At 72.2% G+C, this 15,570-nt stretch carries 14 protein-coding genes and 1 rRNA gene; 6 read left to right on the top strand and 9 right to left on the bottom strand.

All coding sequences use genetic code 11. From position 1 onward, the window contains the following. Window positions 1–470: 470 nt before the first annotated feature. The 3 genes from JD78_RS18370 to JD78_RS18360 form a co-directional block, all read right to left on the bottom strand. Window positions 471–1,990: ribosomal RNA gene (locus JD78_RS18370) — 16S ribosomal RNA — on the bottom strand. A gap of 400 nt (window positions 1,991–2,390) precedes the next feature. Further along, a complete protein-coding gene (locus JD78_RS18365; protein ID WP_153362270.1) occupies window positions 2,391–3,020 on the bottom strand; it encodes an alpha-ketoglutarate-dependent dioxygenase AlkB in 630 nt (209 codons plus the stop codon). Between the two features lie 53 nt (window positions 3,021–3,073). Next, window positions 3,074–5,320: a RecQ family ATP-dependent DNA helicase gene (locus JD78_RS18360; protein WP_153362271.1), complete on the bottom strand. Its 2,247-nt coding sequence runs from the start codon at window positions 5,318–5,320 to the stop codon at window positions 3,074–3,076. Between the two features lie 79 nt (window positions 5,321–5,399). Between JD78_RS18360 and JD78_RS18355 the strand changes: the two genes are divergently transcribed. Genes JD78_RS18355 through bar form a run of 4 tightly spaced genes read left to right on the top strand, consistent with a single transcriptional unit; the run spans window position 5,400 to window position 8,825 of the window. Next, complete coding sequence (locus tag JD78_RS18355) at window positions 5,400–6,227, top strand: PHP domain-containing protein (protein ID WP_153362272.1); 828 nt, start codon at window positions 5,400–5,402, stop codon at window positions 6,225–6,227. A 52-nt stretch (window positions 6,228–6,279) separates the two neighbouring features. After that, window positions 6,280–6,708, top strand: a complete 429-nt coding sequence (locus JD78_RS18350; RefSeq protein ID WP_153362273.1) for a hypothetical protein — start codon at window positions 6,280–6,282, stop codon at window positions 6,706–6,708. Between the two features lie 47 nt (window positions 6,709–6,755). Continuing rightward, window positions 6,756–7,712 (top strand): carbamate kinase, encoded by a 957-nt coding sequence (locus tag JD78_RS18345; protein ID WP_153362274.1) that lies wholly within the window; start codon window positions 6,756–6,758, stop codon window positions 7,710–7,712. 9 nt (window positions 7,713–7,721) lie between these two features. Beyond that, window positions 7,722–8,825 carry a barbiturase gene (gene bar / locus JD78_RS18340; RefSeq protein WP_153362275.1) on the top strand — a complete coding sequence of 368 codons (1,104 nt, stop codon included), beginning with the start codon at window positions 7,722–7,724 and terminating at the stop codon, window positions 8,823–8,825. A gap of 99 nt (window positions 8,826–8,924) precedes the next feature. Here the strand turns inward: bar and JD78_RS18335 are convergent, their stop codons facing one another. Beyond that, window positions 8,925–9,500, bottom strand: a complete 576-nt coding sequence (locus JD78_RS18335) for a TetR family transcriptional regulator (protein ID WP_166521286.1) — start codon at window positions 9,498–9,500, stop codon at window positions 8,925–8,927. Window positions 9,501–9,599: 99 nt separating this feature from the next. On the opposite strand from JD78_RS18335, the gene JD78_RS18330 reads away from it, so the two are divergent. Then, window positions 9,600–10,412 (top strand): mycofactocin-coupled SDR family oxidoreductase, encoded by an 813-nt coding sequence (locus tag JD78_RS18330; protein WP_153362277.1) that lies wholly within the window; start codon window positions 9,600–9,602, stop codon window positions 10,410–10,412. A 34-nt stretch (window positions 10,413–10,446) separates the two neighbouring features. On the opposite strand, the gene JD78_RS18325 is transcribed toward JD78_RS18330, so the two are convergent. Continuing rightward, window positions 10,447–10,869 (bottom strand): organic hydroperoxide resistance protein, encoded by a 423-nt coding sequence (locus JD78_RS18325; RefSeq protein WP_153362278.1) that lies wholly within the window; start codon window positions 10,867–10,869, stop codon window positions 10,447–10,449. Between the two features lie 110 nt (window positions 10,870–10,979). Between JD78_RS18325 and JD78_RS18320 the strand changes: the two genes are divergently transcribed. Further along, a complete protein-coding gene (locus JD78_RS18320; protein ID WP_153362279.1) occupies window positions 10,980–11,558 on the top strand; it encodes a TetR/AcrR family transcriptional regulator in 579 nt (192 codons plus the stop codon). Window positions 11,559–11,566: 8 nt separating this feature from the next. Here the strand turns inward: JD78_RS18320 and JD78_RS18315 are convergent, their stop codons facing one another. From JD78_RS18315 to JD78_RS18300, 4 genes are all read right to left on the bottom strand, one after another. Further along, a complete protein-coding gene (locus JD78_RS18315) occupies window positions 11,567–12,250 on the bottom strand; it encodes a lysophospholipid acyltransferase family protein (RefSeq protein WP_153362280.1) in 684 nt (227 codons plus the stop codon). 2 nt (window positions 12,251–12,252) lie between these two features. Further along, window positions 12,253–12,519 (bottom strand): hypothetical protein, encoded by a 267-nt coding sequence (locus JD78_RS18310; RefSeq protein ID WP_153362281.1) that lies wholly within the window; start codon window positions 12,517–12,519, stop codon window positions 12,253–12,255. A gap of 96 nt (window positions 12,520–12,615) precedes the next feature. Continuing rightward, entirely contained in the window at window positions 12,616–14,019 is a 1,404-nt protein-coding gene (locus tag JD78_RS18305; protein WP_153362282.1) for a YlbE family protein, read from the bottom strand. Then, the gene (locus JD78_RS18300; protein WP_228395420.1) at window positions 14,016–15,485 is read right to left on the bottom strand and encodes an FdrA family protein; all 1,470 of its coding nucleotides are present in this window, start codon (window positions 15,483–15,485) and stop codon (window positions 14,016–14,018) included. The genes JD78_RS18305 and JD78_RS18300 overlap by 4 nt, the downstream gene beginning before the upstream one ends. Between the last annotated feature and the right edge of the window lie 85 nt (window positions 15,486–15,570).

Below are 15,570 nucleotides of genomic sequence, written 5' to 3'. Positions count from 1 at the left end.
AGTGATGGACCAGTGCGGATATCCAGATACCTACAAAAGATGCTCGCGTCCACTGTGCAGTTCTCAAACGACGAACAGTCACCCCGCTACCACCCACCACCAGACCCCACCACCCACCAACCCCACACAGGGACCAGCAGACGATCAGCGGTATGACGAGCACGAAGCCCTGCCACCAGAAGCAACAACCCAACCCAGCCACACCCACAGGCATGACCACGCCGGCCCGTTCCCTCAGGACCCAACAGCGTGCCTACGACCAGCCACCCACCACCACCCCGCTCCACACCCCCACCCGCGAACGAGTAGAAGGCCGTACTAGGGGCAGCACCAAGCCACCAGCCGAACTGGTCAGTGTTCCACCCTCGAGCTCCGCCACGAACACCCGAGCCCCTCGAGATTGAGGACACTTCACGGTCCGTGCACGGCTCTGGACCACCACACAGAATGTGGCGGCCAGTGCTCCTTAGAAAGGAGGTGATCCAGCCGCACCTTCCGGTACGGCTACCTTGTTACGACTTCGTCCCAATCGCCGATCCCGCCTTCGACGGCTCCCTCCACAAGGGTTGGGCCACCGGCTTCGGGCGTTACCGACTTTCGTGACGTGACGGGCGGTGTGTACAAGGCCCGGGAACGTATTCACCGCAGCGTTGCTGATCTGCGATTACTAGCGACTCCAACTTCATGGGGTCGAGTTGCAGACCCCAATCCGAACTGAGACCGGCTTTTTGGGATTCGCTCCACCTCGCGGTATCGCAGCCCTTTGTACCGGCCATTGTAGCATGTTTGCAGCCCTAGACATAAGGGGCATGATGATTTGACGTCATCCCCACCTTCCTCCGAGTTGACCCCGGCAGTCTCCTATGAGTCCCCACCATCACGTGCTGGCAACATAGAACGAGGGTTGCGCTCGTTGCGGGACTTAACCCAACATCTCACGACACGAGCTGACGACAACCATGCACCACCTGTGCACGACGCCAAAGGCACCCCGTATCTCTACGAGATTTCCGTGCATGTCAAGCCTAGGTAAGGTTCTTCGCGTTGCATCGAATTAAGCAACATGCTCCGCCGCTTGTGCGGGCCCCCGTCAATTCCTTTGAGTTTTAGCCTTGCGGCCGTACTCCCCAGGCGGGGCGCTTAATGCGTTAGCTGCGGCACGGAGACCGTGGAATGGCCCCCACACCTAGCGCCCAACGTTTACGGCGTGGACTACCAGGGTATCTAATCCTGTTCGCTCCCCACGCTTTCGCTCCTCAGCGTCAGTAACTGCCCAGAGACCCGCCTTCGCCACCGGTGTTCCTCCTGATATCTGCGCATTTCACCGCTACACCAGGAATTCCAGTCTCCCCTGCAGTACTCCAGTCTGCCCGTATCGACTGCAGGCCCGAGGTTGAGCCTCGGGTTTTCACAGCCGACGCGACAGACCGCCTACGAGCTCTTTACGCCCAATAATTCCGGACAACGCTTGCACCCTACGTATTACCGCGGCTGCTGGCACGTAGTTGGCCGGTGCTTCTTCTGTAGGTACCGTCACTTGCGCTTCGTCCCTACTGAAAGAGGTTTACAACCCGAAGGCCGTCATCCCTCACGCGGCGTCGCTGCGTCAGGCTTTCGCCCATTGCGCAATATTCCCCACTGCTGCCTCCCGTAGGAGTCTGGGCCGTGTCTCAGTCCCAGTGTGGCCGGTCACCCTCTCAGGCCGGCTACCCGTCGTCGCCTTGGTAGGCCACTACCCCACCAACAAGCTGATAGGCCGCGGGCCCATCCTCAGCCGATAAATCTTTCCACCACCAGACCATGCGGTCAGCGGTCACATCCGGTATTAGCACCAATTTCTTGGAGTTATCCCAGAGCTGAGGGCAGGTTGCCCACGTGTTACTCACCCGTTCGCCGCTAGGGCACCCCCCGAAGGAGGGCCTCGCTCGACTTGCATGTGTTAAGCACGCCGCCAGCGTTCGTCCTGAGCCAGGATCAAACTCTCCGTAGATGAATTCAACCCACGGCTGAGAACCGAGAGCTAGCACTCTCGATGTCAATCAACCAAAGGAATCCCCAACCAGACCACCCGAAGGCGACCCAGCCGAATGGGGGTTTAACTATATGGCACTGACTTTCGGCACGCTGTTGAGTTCTCAAGGAGCGGACGCGCACGAAACCCGACCGAATTGCTTCGGCCATCGTTCGCGGCGGTGTTCCCACAGTACATCGAGCTCCGCAGCGGCTCACCCTCAGGGGGTTCGGCCGGCGGTTTCCCAGGCCTTGCGGCCCGGTCCGTTCTCGCTCGGTGCATGGAAGACATTACACGCCCTCAGAGGGCCCTGCAAACCGGGGGGTCCCCGGGGGTCCACCGAAGACCTGATGGCGCTCCTGAGCTGGGAGGACGCCGCTCAGGCCACCCCGCGGGGGCGGAACTGGACGCTGACCCTCGGTCCGACCGCCTTCGTCGTCTTCGGGATGCAGTGCTCCCACGTGCGCTGGCAGGAGCCGCCCATCACCACGAGGTCTCCGTGCCCGAGTGGGAAGCGCAGGCTCTCCCCTCCGCCGACCGGTCGCAGCAGCAGCGGGCGTGGGGACCCGAAGGACACGATCGCGACCATCGTGTCCTCCGTCCTGCTGCGGCCGATGCGGTCGCCGTGCCAGGCGACGCTGTCGCGCCCGTCGCGGTAGAGGCACATCCCCGCGCTGACGAACGGCTCTCCGAGCTCGGGTCCGTAGTGGTGGTTCAGGCTGCGCCGCGCGTCGGTGAGCAGGGGGTGCGGCAGTTGCTCGTCACCGCCGTACCACCGCAACAGGCGGGGAACGGCGACCTCCCGGTCGTACATCTGCCGCCGGTCGGCCCGCCAGCCGATGTCGCCCAGCAGGACGTCGAGCACCGCGTCGGACCCCTCCACCCAGCCGGGCAGGTGATCGACCCAGGCGCCGCCGCTGAGCTGGTGGCGGACGACCCGGCCGTCGAGGTGGGTGATCTCCGGCTCGTCGGCGACGTCCCACATGGACGGCTGGTGCGCGAGCGTCATGATGCGACGCTAGCGCAGTTTTCGCACAGCTGTTCGAAAAGCTGTGGACAACCTCAGGCAGAGAGGGCCAGCACGAACGGCAGCACCGACCCGGCACCGGCCAGGCGCAGCTCGCGCCCGGCGACGGTCATCGTCCACCGGGAGTCGGCGAGGTCGTCGACCAGCAGCACGGGCGCGTCCCCGACGTCCGCCAACCGGTCCCGGAGTCCGGGGCCGACGACGATCCGCTGCCAGACGCCGGCCAGCCGGAAGGCGCTGTTGCCGCCCGGGCCGCCGGTCGGCCCGCCGTGCGCGAGGTCCAGCGAGCCGAGGTACGGCAGCCGGCCCATCCGGGCGAGCCCCTCGGCCACGCCGGTGACCAGCGCGGGCCGCCGGCGCGACGGCATGGCCACCACAGCACCGGGTCGCTGCGCCCAGTCCCAGGCGCCGAGCACCCGGCCGCAGGCCTTCAGCAGCTCCTCGTCCGGCGGTGCGTCGTTGGGCAGCCCCGGGCGGATGACCCGGTGGCTCACGTCGTACGCGGCGTCCGGGTCCTCCTCCAGCGGAGGCGCCTCGACGTCGTCGGCCAGGGTCGCCACGCCGCCCACACCGTCGTCGCCGAGCAGGGAGCGGAGCTTCTGCCCCCACCCGAGGTCGGTCAGCCGGGCGACGGCGCGGCCGGTGGTGATCTGCTCGGCCGGCGCGATCTTCCCCTTCACCTCGACACCGAGCCGGTCGGCGCCGGTGGGCCACTGGGCGCGGGGCGCCAGCTCCACCCCGGGCCGGTCGAGCCGGGCCGAGGCAGCCTCGGCGGCACCGGCCGGGACGTCGGTCGCGTACCAGGGGCCGGCGCAGACGTCACAGCGGCCGCAGGGGGCCGCGGTCGGGTCGTCCAGCGCCTCCTGCAGGAAGGCCATCCGGCACTCCGCGGCGTCCACGGGTCTGGCGTAGCTGAGCATCGACCGCTGCTCGGCCTCCCGGGTGGCGGTGACCCGGGAGTACCGGTCGGCGTCGTAGACCCACGGGACGCCGGTCGACCGCCACCCGCCCTGCACCCGCTCGACCGCGCCGTCGACGGCCAGCACCTTGAGCAGCAGCTCCAACCGGGAACGGCGGACGTCGGCGACGGTCTCCAACCGCGCCACCGACCAGGCCTTGCCATCGGCCATGGCGGTGAGGACTGCGGCCGCGTGGTCCTCCCGCGGCATCGAGGAGGTGGCGAACCACTGCCAGATCGCGATGTCCTCCGGCCCGGGGAGCAGCAGGACGTCGGCGTGCTCGACCGCGCGGCCCGCGCGGCCGACCTGCTGGTAGTAGCTGACCGGCGACGACGGCGCGCCCAGGTGGACGACGAACCCCAGGTCGGGCTTGTCGAAGCCCATGCCCAGCGCCGAGGTGGCGACCAGCGCCTTCACCCGGTTCTCCCGCAGCGCCTCCTCGGCGTCCTTGCGGTCGGCGTCGTCCAGCCGGCCGGTGTAGGCGCGGACGTCGTACCCGGCGTCGCGCAGCAGCGCGGCCGTCTCCTCGGCCGCGGCCACGGTGAGCGTGTAGACGATGCCGCTGCCCGGCAGGTCGCCGAGGTGGGCGGCGAGCCAGGCCAGCCGGGCGCGGTCGGTGTCCAGCCGCAGCACGCCCAGGCGCAGGGAGTCGCGGGCCAGCGGCCCGCGCACGGTGGTGACCTCGACGCCACCGGCGCCCAGCTGCTCGGCGACGTCGGCGACCACCCGCTCGTTCGCCGTCGCCGTCGTGGCGAGCACCGGGGTGCCCGGGGCCAGCTGCCCCAGCAGGTCGCGGATGCGCCGGTAGTCGGGGCGGAAGTCGTGCCCCCAGTCGGAGACGCAGTGCGCCTCGTCGACGACGAGCAGCCCGCAGCGCTCGACCAGGCCGGGGAGCTGCTCGTCACGGAACCGCGGGTTGGTCAGCCGCTCCGGGGAGACCAGCAGGACGTCGACGTCGTCGGCGGCGAGCCGGGCGTTCACGTCGTCCCACTCGGTGACGTTCGAGCTGGAGATCTCCACCGCCTTGATGCCGGCCCGGGCGGCGGCCGCGACCTGGTCGCGCATGAGCGCGAGCAGCGGACTGACCAGCAGCGTCGGCCCGGCCCCGCGGCGGCGGAGCAACGCGGTGGAGACGAAGTAGACCGCCGACTTGCCCCAGCCGGTGCGCTGCACGACCAGCGCGCGCTGCTGTCGCTCGACCAGCGCGGCGACCGCGGCGTCCTGCCCCTCGCGGAAGACGGCGTCCGATCGGCCGGTGAGCTCGCGCAGCACCCCGAGGGCCTCGTCTGCCAGGTCGGTGCTCGGCGGCGCAATGGTGCTCATGCCTCCGCACGGTAGGCGCTGGTACCGACAACGGGACCCGGTGTGCGGTGACTGTGGACGGACGGTTGGATGGCGTCTGATGCTGCCGCCGGACAACCACGTGCACAGCGAGTTCTCCTGGGACACCGGGCCACGGGCCTCGCTCCTGCGGGCCTGCGCGCGCGCCGTCGAGATCGGCCTGCCCGCGATCGCCTTCACCGAGCACCTGGACTTCACCGTCTGGGACGCCGCCGACCGGGCCACGGCCCAGGGCCTCACCGACCGGCACCCGGCCAACCAGCTGCCGATCGACGTCGACCTGTACGCCGAGACGATCTGGGAGGCCCGGCAGCGCTTCCCCCAGCTGCGCGTGTGGTCCGGGGTGGAGGCCGGCGAGCCGCACCTGTTCGGGGCGAGCGTCGCGGCGCACCTGAGCGCGTCCCCGGTCGACCGCATCCTGGGTTCGCTGCACTCCCTGCCCGTCGACGGCCGGCTGATGGGGGTCAACCGGCTGCTGCACGCACCGGGGGTCGACGTGGTCGGCACGATGCGCCGCTACCTCACCGAGATGGTGGGGATGATCGAGGCCAGCGACGTCTTCCAGGTGCTCGCCCACTGCGACTACCCGCGTCGCTACTGGCCCGGGGGGCGGGACGCCTACCCGGAGGCGGCGTTCGAGGAGGAGTACCGGGCGGTCTTCCGGGCGCTGGCCGGCAGCGGCCGGGCGCTCGAGGTGAACACCACCAGCCCGCTGTGGTCGGTGGAGCTGCTGCGCTGGTACCGCGAGGAGGGCGGCGACGCGGTGAGCTTCGGCAGCGACGCCCACCAGCCGCACCTGGTCGGGCAGCGCTTCGACCTGGCGGTCGACGTCGTCGAGCAGGCGGGTTTCCGCCCCGGCCGGGACCGTTTCGACTTCTGGCGACGTTGAGTAACGGAACCCGGGGGTAACAGTCCGCCCCGGGACTGCCGAGAACACCGGCGTGACCGATCTGCAGAGCACCGGGGAACCCGTTCCCTTCGAGGAGATGGCCGCTGCCGGGCGCGCGTACGTCGAGCAGCTGCACGACGAGGCCATGCACGTGATCGCGGACCTCGCCGAGCACTGGGACGACGTCGTGCCCGAGCCGCTCGCGGACGTCGACGCGACAGCGGAGGCCGTCACCGAGGACACCGTCACCGGGAACGCAGTCACCGGCGACGCCGTCACCGCGGACGACGATGAGGACGACGCCCTGGCCGAGGACGTCACCGCCGCCGAGGCGGAGGAGATCCGGGTGCTGCTCCCCTCCGAGCTGCCCGCCCTCCCGCCGCTGCCCCCGCTGCAGCGGGACGCCCGGCTCGCCGCCGCCGTCACCGACCAGTTCGCCGTGCCGCCGGCCGAGGACGCCGCGCTCGTCGCCGCCGCCTGACCGCAGGTACTTCACCGCTAAGGCACCGGACCGCTAGGGTCCGGCGGGTGACCCCTCCCCGCCGCGTGGTCGTCGCCCTGGGCGGCAATGCGATGACCGGCCCCGACGGGTCGGCCACCCCCGGTGCGCAGCGCGACGCGATCGCCGTCGCCGCCGGACACCTGGCCGCCGTCGTCGCGACCGGGGTCGAGGTCGTGGTCACCCACGGCAACGGCCCGCAGGTGGGGAACCTGCTGGTCAAGAACGAGCTCGCCGCACACGAGGTGCCCCCGGTGCCGCTGGACTGGAACGTGGCCCAGACCCAGGCCACGATCGGCTTCACCGTGGCCGACGAGCTGGACGCCGCGCTCGCCGCCCGCGGGCTGCCGCAGCGCACCGCCGCCCTGGTCACCCGCACGCTGGTCGACGCGGCCGACCCCGGCTTCCGGTCCCCGACCAAGCCCGTCGGCCGCCACCTGCCGCGAGAGCGCGCGCAGCACTTCATCGGGCTGGGCCAGGTCTGGGAGGACCGCGGGGAACGCGGCTGGCGGCGCGTCGTCGCCTCGCCGGAACCGCTGGCGGTGGTCGACGTCGCGGCGATCCGTGCGCTGGCCGGGGCCGGCTTCGTCGTCGTCTGCGCCGGGGGCGGCGGCGTGCCGGTGGTCGACGACGGCCGGGACGGCGGCGCGCTGCGCGGCGTCGAGGCGGTCATCGACAAGGACCTGACCGCGGCCCTGCTCGCCGCCGACGTGGGCGCCGACACGCTCGTCATCGCCACCGACGTCCCGCACGTGATGGTCGACTTCGGCACGCCGGCCGCGCGGCCGCTGGGCCGGGTCACCGTCGCCGAGCTCCGGGCGCACGCCGCCGCCGGTCAGTTCGCCCGGGGCAGCATGGGCCCGAAGGTCGAGGCCGCGCTCCGCTTCGTCGACCGCCGGGCCGGCGCCCGCGCCGTCGTCACGTCCCTGGAACACATCTCCGACGCCGTCGCCGGTGACGGCGTCGGCACCGTCCTCACCGCATAGGAGAAAGCCGTGCCCGCACCGATCGAGGTCCGCAAGGTCCCGCTGCACAACGTGAGCGACGCCTCCGAGCTCGCCAAGCTGATCGACGACGGCGTCATGGAGGCCGACCGGGTCGTCGCCGTCATCGGCAAGACCGAGGGCAACGGCGGGGTCAACGACTACACCCGGATCATCGCCGACCGGGCCTTCCGCGAGGTGCTGCTGGAGAAGGGCTCGCGGAGCAAGGAGGAGGTCGGGGACATCCCGATCGTCTGGTCCGGCGGCACCGACGGCGTGATCAGCCCGCACGCGACGATCTTCGCCACGCTGCCGGAGGAGGCGGTGGGGAAGACCGACGAGCCGCGGCTGACCGTCGGGTACGCGATGAGCGAGGTGCTGAACCCCGAGGACATCGGCCGGATCGCCATGGTGGAGAAGGTCGCCGAGGGCGTGCGCCGGGCGATGGCGGCCGCGGGCATCACCGACCCGGCCGACGTCCACTACGTGCAGACCAAGACGCCGCTGCTGACGATCGAGACGATCCGCGAGGCGAAGTCCCGCGGCGAGGACACCTACTACGACGAGCCGCACGGGTCGATGGACCTGTCCAACGGCACGACGGCGCTGGGCATCGCGGTGGCGCTGGGCGAGATCGAGATGCCGACGCAGGAGCAGGTCATGCGCGACCTGTCGCTGTTCAGCGCGGTCGCGTCCTGCTCGTCGGGCGTGGAGCTGGACCGGGCGCAGATCGTCGTCGTCGGCAACGCCCGCGGCCACGGTGGCGCCTACCGGATCGGCCACTCGGTGATGAAGGACGCCCTCGACCAGGACGGCATCTGGGACGCCATCCGCGAGGCGGGGATGGAGCTGCCCGAGCGGCCGCACGTCAGCGACCTGGGCGACCGGCTGGTCAACGTCTTCCTCAAGTGCGAGGCCGACCCGACCGGCTACGTGCGCGGCCGGCGGAACGCGATGCTCGACGACTCCGACGTCTTCTGGCACCGGCAGATCAAGGCCACCGTCGGCGGCGTGGCCGCGTCGGTGACCGGCGACCCGGCGGTGTTCGTGTCGGTGGCCGCGGTGCACCAGGGCCCGAGCGGCGGCGGCCCGGTCGCGGCGATCATCAAGGCGTAGTCCCCCGCGCCCTCGTCGATCATGGGGCTGTTGCCGGGGCGTGCAGCCGTTCGGCGGCGACAGCCCCGTGATCAGCAGGCGGGAGGAGCGAACCGGAGGTCAGCGGAAAGCCGGCGCCAGGGCGTCGAAGCCCCGGGCGACGGCGGGCAGGAAGCCCGCCGGGTCGTCCCGGGGCGACCAGGTGCCGAAGGCGGTGGCGACCGCGGCGCCGGCGGCGTGCACCGCGAGCGACGAGGTGAACGGGTCGGCGGCCTGGCGCCGGGATGCCCAGCGCTCCATCGCGTCCTCGACGAACCGGTACGCCGAGCGGACGTAGGCGGCCAGCTCCGGGTCGTCCACCAGCTGCCGGCGGACCGCGGCGAGTTGCAGCGCCTGCGCCCCGTCGAGGAAACCGAGCCAGACCCCGCGCAGGGCGGCCCACAGGTCCGGTTCCCCGTCGGCGGCGGCGAGCAACTGGTCGAGACGCGCGGCGTCGTCCGGGTCGGGGTCGAACAGGGCCGCGGCCTTGGTCGGGAAGTGGTTGAAGAAGGTCCGCCGGGAGACGCCCGCCGCCCCCGCCACGTCGTCGACGGTGACGGCAGCGAAGCCACGCTCCCCCACCAGCCGGACGGCGGCCGCCTGCAGGGCGCGCCAGCTGGCCAGGCGGTGCTGCTCGCGGAGGGAGACGTCGGGCACGGAGCGCACGGTAACGAGTCCCACGACGCGGCGATCAGGGCTACGGTGACGACGCTCACACTGCACTGAGTGCAACGAAGCCGACCGGAGGAGCTGCTGATGAGCGCACGCCGACTCGAGGGCAAGGTCGCCCTGATCACCGGAGCCGCCCGCGGGCAGGGCCGGGCGCACGCCGTCCGCCTGGCCCGCGAGGGCGCCGACGTCATCGCGATCGACGTCAACAAGTCCGCGGGGACGACGGCCTACCCCGGCCCGACCCCCGACGACCTGGCCGAGACCGCGCGGCTGGTGGAGGAGCAGGGCCGGCGGGTGGTGGCCCGCGAGGCCGACGTCCGGGACTTCGCCGGACTGAGCGCGGCCGTGCAGGAGGGCGTCGCCGAGCTGGGGCGGCTCGACGTGGTGATCGCCAACGCCGGCATCTGCTCGGCCAACCCGTCCTGGGAGATCTCCGTCGAGCAGTGGCAGGAGACGATCGACACCAACCTGACCGGCGTCTTCTTCACCGCGAAGGCCACCGTGCCGCTGCTCATCGAGCAGGGCACCGGCGGCTCGATCATCATCACCAGCTCGGTGGCCGGCCTGCGCGGACTGCCCTTCCTGGGGCACTACGCGGCGACCAAGCACGGCGTGGTCGGGCTGGCCCGGTCGATGGCCAACGAGCTCGGGCAGCACGGCATCCGGGTCAACACCATCCACCCGCACGGTGTCGCCACCGGGATGACGGTCGACGACCTCCAGCCGCTGATCACCCAGCACGCCGCGACACTGGGACCGATCTTCATGCAGACGCTGCCCGACCCCGTCTCCCAGCCGGAGGACATCGCGAACGCGGTCGCCTGGCTGGCCTCCGACGAGGCCCGGCACGTCACCGGCATCCAGCTCCCGATCGACCTCGGGACGCTGACCCGCTGAGGCAGGTGGGGGCCGCTCGGCCCCCACCTCACCCTCAGGCGACGGTCGTCTGCAGGGTCACCGGGATGTTGCCGCGGGTGGCGTTGGAGTAGGGGCACACCTGGTGGGCGGCCTGCACCAGCTGCTCGGCCGCCGCCTGGTCGACACCGCCGAGCTCGACGTGCAGGGCGACCTCGAGAGCGAACCCGCCGGCGTCGTTCGGGCCGATGCCCACCTCGGCCGTGACCGCGGAGTCGGTGAAGGAGACCTTCTGGTTGCGGGCCACCACCTTCAGGGCACCGTGGAAGCAGGCGGCGTAGCCCGCGGCGAAGAGCTGCTCGGGGTTCGCGCCGCCACCGGGGCCCCCCATCTCGGTGGGGACCTTGAGGTCGAGGTCGACCGATCCGTCGGAAGTGCGGGTGTGGCCGTTGCGGCCCTCACCCGTGGCGGTGGCGATGGCGGTGTAGACGGCAGCCATGGGACTGGCCTCCCGGTGTCGGATTAGTAGACAGAACGGTCGTTCTGCCTCTCGGGACGAGTCCACCACGACCCGGGTCGGGCGTCAACCACCGGGTTACCGTGCTCACCATGACCACCGCAGCGCCGACGTCGGAGGCCCGGGAACGACTGCTGCGCACCGCGTCGACGCTCTTCTACGCCGAGGGGCTGCGCGCCGTCGGGGTCGACCGGGTGATCGCGGAGGCCTCCGTGACCCGGGCGACCTTCTACCGGCACTTCCCCGGCAAGGAGGACCTGGTGGTCGCCTACCTGCACGGCGTCGACCGGGCGGTCCGCGACCGGGCCGGCGTCGTCCCGACCGGGGCGGCCGAGGCGGCACGCTGGCTGCACGCCCTGACCGCGATGGTCGGCGACACGGTGTGCGGCGTCGGCTTCCGCGGCTGCGCCTTCATCAACGCCGCCGCCGAGTACCCCGATCCGGCCAGCCCGGTACGGCGTGCGGTGCGCGCCCACCGGGAGTGGCTGGAGGACGGCGTGCGGACGGCCTTCGCCACGGTCGGGCACCCCGACCCGGCCGACGCGGCTCGGCGCTGGCTGGTGCTGCGCGACGGGGCGATGGTCGCCGGCTACCTCGCCGACCCGGCGCACGCGCAGGCGACGCTCGAGGCCGGGGTGCGTGAACTGCTCGCGCAGGCGCCTGCCAGCTGACCCGGCGGTCAGGCAGCGCGTCCCCGGATCTCGGCCTTGACGTCGGCTGCGTACCGGTCGACGTACTCGTCACCGGAGAGCCGCTGGAGCTCGGCCATGACCTGGTCGGTGATCCGGCGGAGGACGGCGGGGTCGTCGGCGGGCTCCGCCGAGAAGTCCATCGGCTCGCCGAACCGGACGGTCACCCGCCCGGGCCGGGGCCACCGAGCCCCCGCCGGGTACAGCGCATAGCTGCCGATGACGGCCACCGGGACGACGGGGGCCCCGGTGGCCAGCGCCAGTCGCGCGACGCCGGTCTTGCCGCGGTGCAGCCGGCCGTCGGGCGACCGGGTGCCCTCCGGGTAGATGCCCAGCAGGCCACCCTCGCCGAGCACCTGGCCGCCTCGGCGCAGGGCCGCGTCCGCCGCGTTGGCGCCCCCGCGGTCCAGGGGGACCATGCCGATGCTCTCCATCAGCCAGCGCAGCGCCCGACCGGACAGTCCGGGACGGGTGAAGAACTCGTTCTTGGCCAGGTAGGTCACCCGCCGCCGGGTGAGCAGCGGCGGGAAGAACTGGTCGAGGGTGGAGGGGTGGTTGCCGGCCAGGATCACCGGCCCGGTCGCCGGGAGGTGCTCGATGCCCTCCACGCGGGGCCGGAACATGCCGAGGACCAGGGGCCGCGCCAGGGCACGGACGACGGGGTAGGCGTCCACGGTCAGCGCTCGTCCGGTGCCCGGCCGGCGTGGTCGACCAGCTCGGCGGCGCTGTCCGGCGATCCGTGCATGCGTGCACAGGAGGCGCAGCAGAAGAACACACCGTCGGCCTCGACCCCGTGCCCGACCACCTTCACCCCGCAGTGCTCGCACACCGGCGCCAGCGCGTGGATCGCGCACTCGAAGCTGTCGAAGGTGTGCACCGCGCCCGCGGCGTGCACCTCGAAGCTGAGCCGGTAGTCGTTCCCGCAGACCTCGCAGCTGGCCATGGACGTCCCTTCCGTCGGTGCGACCCCGGGTGGTCACGTGCGCACCCGACTACCCGAGCCGCCGTCCCGCCAACATGGCCATCGTGGCGGAAGGGGTCACCCCGCCGCGCGGGACTCCTCGGCCAGCGCGGTCAGCGCCTGCTCGAAGCACTGCTGCGGCGGCTGCACCAGGCCGGCGCCGACCTGGCCGGTGCCGGCGACCCGGCCGGCCATGCCGGTGTTGATCTGCGGCAGCCAGCCGGTGCGTGCCACCTGCAGGACGTCGATCCCGGTCGGTGAGCCGCGGAAGCCCAGGATCGGGATCTGCATCGCCGGGTTCTCGGCCAGGGTGAGCTGGTACATCCGCTCCGTCGTCGCCAGGGCGTCGGGAACGGTGCCGCCGACGAACCGGACGATCGCCGGCGCCGCCGCCATGGCGAACCCGCCGATGCCGTAGGTCTCCATGATCGCCGAGTCGCCGATGTCGGGGTTGGCGTCGTCCGGGCCGTAGTCGCCGAGGAACAGGCCGACCGGGGTGTTCGCCGGGCCGGTGAACCAGCGGTCGCCGGTGCCGGCGGTCTGGATGCCGAACTCGGTGCCGTTCCGCGACATCACGGTGACCATCGTCGAGCCGGGGACGTCGCGGGCGGCGTCCAGCGCGAGCTTCGCCGACGGCATGCCCAGGTTGAGGAAGAAGTGCTCGTTGCCGCCGATGAAGGCCAGCGCGGCGGCGATGTCGGCCGACGGCGCGTCGACGGCGACGATCGCCGGGGACAGCTCGCGCAGCGTCATCAGCGAGCCGGCCCGGTTGCGGTTGTGCCCCTCGTCGCCCATCTGCAGCATCTGCGCGAGCACGGCCTTGACGTCGAGCGGCTCCGGGCGCGAGCGGACGGCCTGCTGCAGCAGCGGGCCGAGGACGTCGCGCATCCAGGCCAGCCGGGTGAGCACCTCGTCGTTGAAGGCGCCCATGCGCAGCACCTTGCCCAGGCCCTCGTTGAGGTTGCAGAACGCCTGCCCGCCGTGGACGGGGTCGGTCAGGCACCACATCCACATCGACGGGCTGGTCACCCCGGCCATCGGGCCGACCGCGCGGTGGTGGTGGCAGGAGTCCAGCGTGATCTCGCCGGCGGCGAGGACCCGCTCGGCGTCCTCGACCGACGACGCCCAGCCCTCGAACAGGCAGGCTCCGATGAGCGCGCCGCGCATCGGGCCGGACGCCGTCTCCCAGGTCAGCGGGGGGCCGGAGTGCAGCAGCATGCGGTCGCCGAGGTCGAGCACCTCCCGGGCCGGCCGGACGTCGACCAGGTGCGAACCGGCGGCGAGCAGCCGCTCGACCGCCGTCCGGTTGGCCGCGGCGCGGCGCCGGTCGAGGGCCAGCTGGGCGAGGTCGGCGGCGGCGCCGAAGCCCGGCGGGCGCCAGTCGACGTCGGTGACCGACGCGCCCTGGGCCCGGACGGCGGCGGAGAAGACCTCGACCCCCGCGGCGACGATCGCGGGCGCGGCCGACAGCAGCGGGTTCACGCGTGCTCTCCGATCAGGTCGAGGGCGTACCGGGTGGCCTGGGCGTTGCTGGCGTAGACCGCGGCGCCGGCCTCGGCGAGGGCGTCGGCCTGCCGCGACCAGCCCTGCGGGTCGGCCTCGGTGCCGACCAGCGCGACGACGACCGGCAGGCCCGCGGCCTGCAGCGCGGGAGCGAGGGCAGCGGCCGGGTCGGGGTCGGCGCCGTGGCCGAGGACGACGTCGAGCAGCAGGACCGCCGGCTCACCGCTCTGCGCCAGGGCCGCGATCGCCTCCAGCCGCAGCGTCGGGTCGATCATCGGGTGCGCGCGGCCGACGGTCAGCGCGTCGTCGCCGAAGTCGACGACGACGTGGCCGGTCGCCCGCAGGTCCGTGCCCTGCCCCGTGTCGAGGTCGAGCTCGGGCCGCAGCGGGGTGTTGGAGCGGACGTCGCCCAGCGCGGGGGCGGCGATCAGCATCGCCTCGTCGGCGAGGGTGCCGCCGGAGTAGAAGCCCTTGAGGACCGCACCGGGCGGGACGGCGTCGGCGGCGCCGGGCCGGGCGGGCCACTCGGGGACGGCGACGCCGAGATCACCGAGCAGCGCCTCGACGGCGGCCGTGAGGTCGGGCGACTCCGGCGACAGCGCGGCCGAGCGGACCGGCGTCGAGAGCTGCGCGGCAGCCTGCTGCACCCGCTCGGCGACCTCGGGCGCCGGCGGCTTGGAGACCAGCAGCACCCGCTCGGTGGCCGGGTCCTCGTCCAGGGCGGCGAGCGCGTCGAGGGTGGCCAGCCCGCCGACCGCCGTCGACAGGTCGCGGCCGCCGACGCCGAGCACGTGCGAGACGCCGACGCCGGCGGCGTCGAGCAGGCAGCTGACCTGCTGGGCGCCGGTGCCGCTGGCGGCGACCAGGCCGACCGGGCCGCGGCGGACGACGTTGGCGAAGCCCAGCGCGACGCCGGAGACGATCGCGGTGCCGCAGTCGGGGCCCATGACCAGCACGCCGGCCTCGTGCGCGGCCCGCTTGAGGGCGACCTCGTGCTCGACCGGCACGCCGTCGCTGAACACCAGCACGCTGCGGCCGGCGGCGATCGCGTCGGCGGCCTCGGCGACCGCGTACTGCCCGGGGACGCTGACGATGGCCAGCGCCGGGTCGGCCGCGTCGGCGAGGGCCGCACCCACGGTGCGGGCGGGGATCGCCTGGGCCGAGCCGCGGTCCTCGCGGGCGGTGAGCGCGGCCTCGACGGCGGCGACCGCGGCGGTCAGCTCGGCGTCGTCGGTGGCGCGGAGCGCGATGAGCAGCTGGTCGGGCTGGGCGCCGCCGTCGGGCGCCAGGCCCATGCCGGCGGCCAGCTCGAGGTTGAGCGGCGTGGCCATCGCGACCAGGACGGCGCTGACCCCGTCGCGGGCACCGATCTCTCGGCTGACCTGCATCAACCGCACCGAGTCGGCATAGACGCCACTGCGCAGGGAGACGTGGGTGGGGGTCACCCTGCGGGACGCTACCGGAGGGATGTCTCAGCGGTGAAGTACTTCTCCGGCCACCCGGCGGGCGCAACGAAGATTTAGCACTGAG

It is taken from the genome of Modestobacter roseus, from assembly GCF_007994135.1.
In the GTDB taxonomy this organism is placed as follows: Bacteria; Actinomycetota; Actinomycetes; order Mycobacteriales; family Geodermatophilaceae; genus Modestobacter; species Modestobacter roseus.
Note: the sequence above shows the minus strand (reverse complement) of the source record. Positions and strands in the feature narration are given on the sequence as shown.

Bases quoted from the DNA above. Each gene is read 5' to 3' on its own strand.
- JD78_RS18365 (WP_153362270.1), bottom strand. From the start codon at position 3,020: ATGACGCTCGCGCACCAGCCGTCCATGTGGGACGTCGCCGACGAGCCG.
- JD78_RS18360 (WP_153362271.1), bottom strand. From the start codon at position 5,320: ATGAGCACCATTGCGCCGCCGAGCACCGACCTGGCAGACGAGGCCCTC.
- JD78_RS18355 (WP_153362272.1), top strand. From the start codon at position 5,400: ATGCTGCCGCCGGACAACCACGTGCACAGCGAGTTCTCCTGGGACACC.
- JD78_RS18330 (WP_153362277.1), top strand. From the start codon at position 9,600: ATGAGCGCACGCCGACTCGAGGGCAAGGTCGCCCTGATCACCGGAGCC.
- JD78_RS18325 (WP_153362278.1), bottom strand. From the start codon at position 10,869: ATGGCTGCCGTCTACACCGCCATCGCCACCGCCACGGGTGAGGGCCGC.
- JD78_RS18320 (WP_153362279.1), top strand. From the start codon at position 10,980: ATGACCACCGCAGCGCCGACGTCGGAGGCCCGGGAACGACTGCTGCGC.
- JD78_RS18310 (WP_153362281.1), bottom strand. From the start codon at position 12,519: ATGGCCAGCTGCGAGGTCTGCGGGAACGACTACCGGCTCAGCTTCGAG.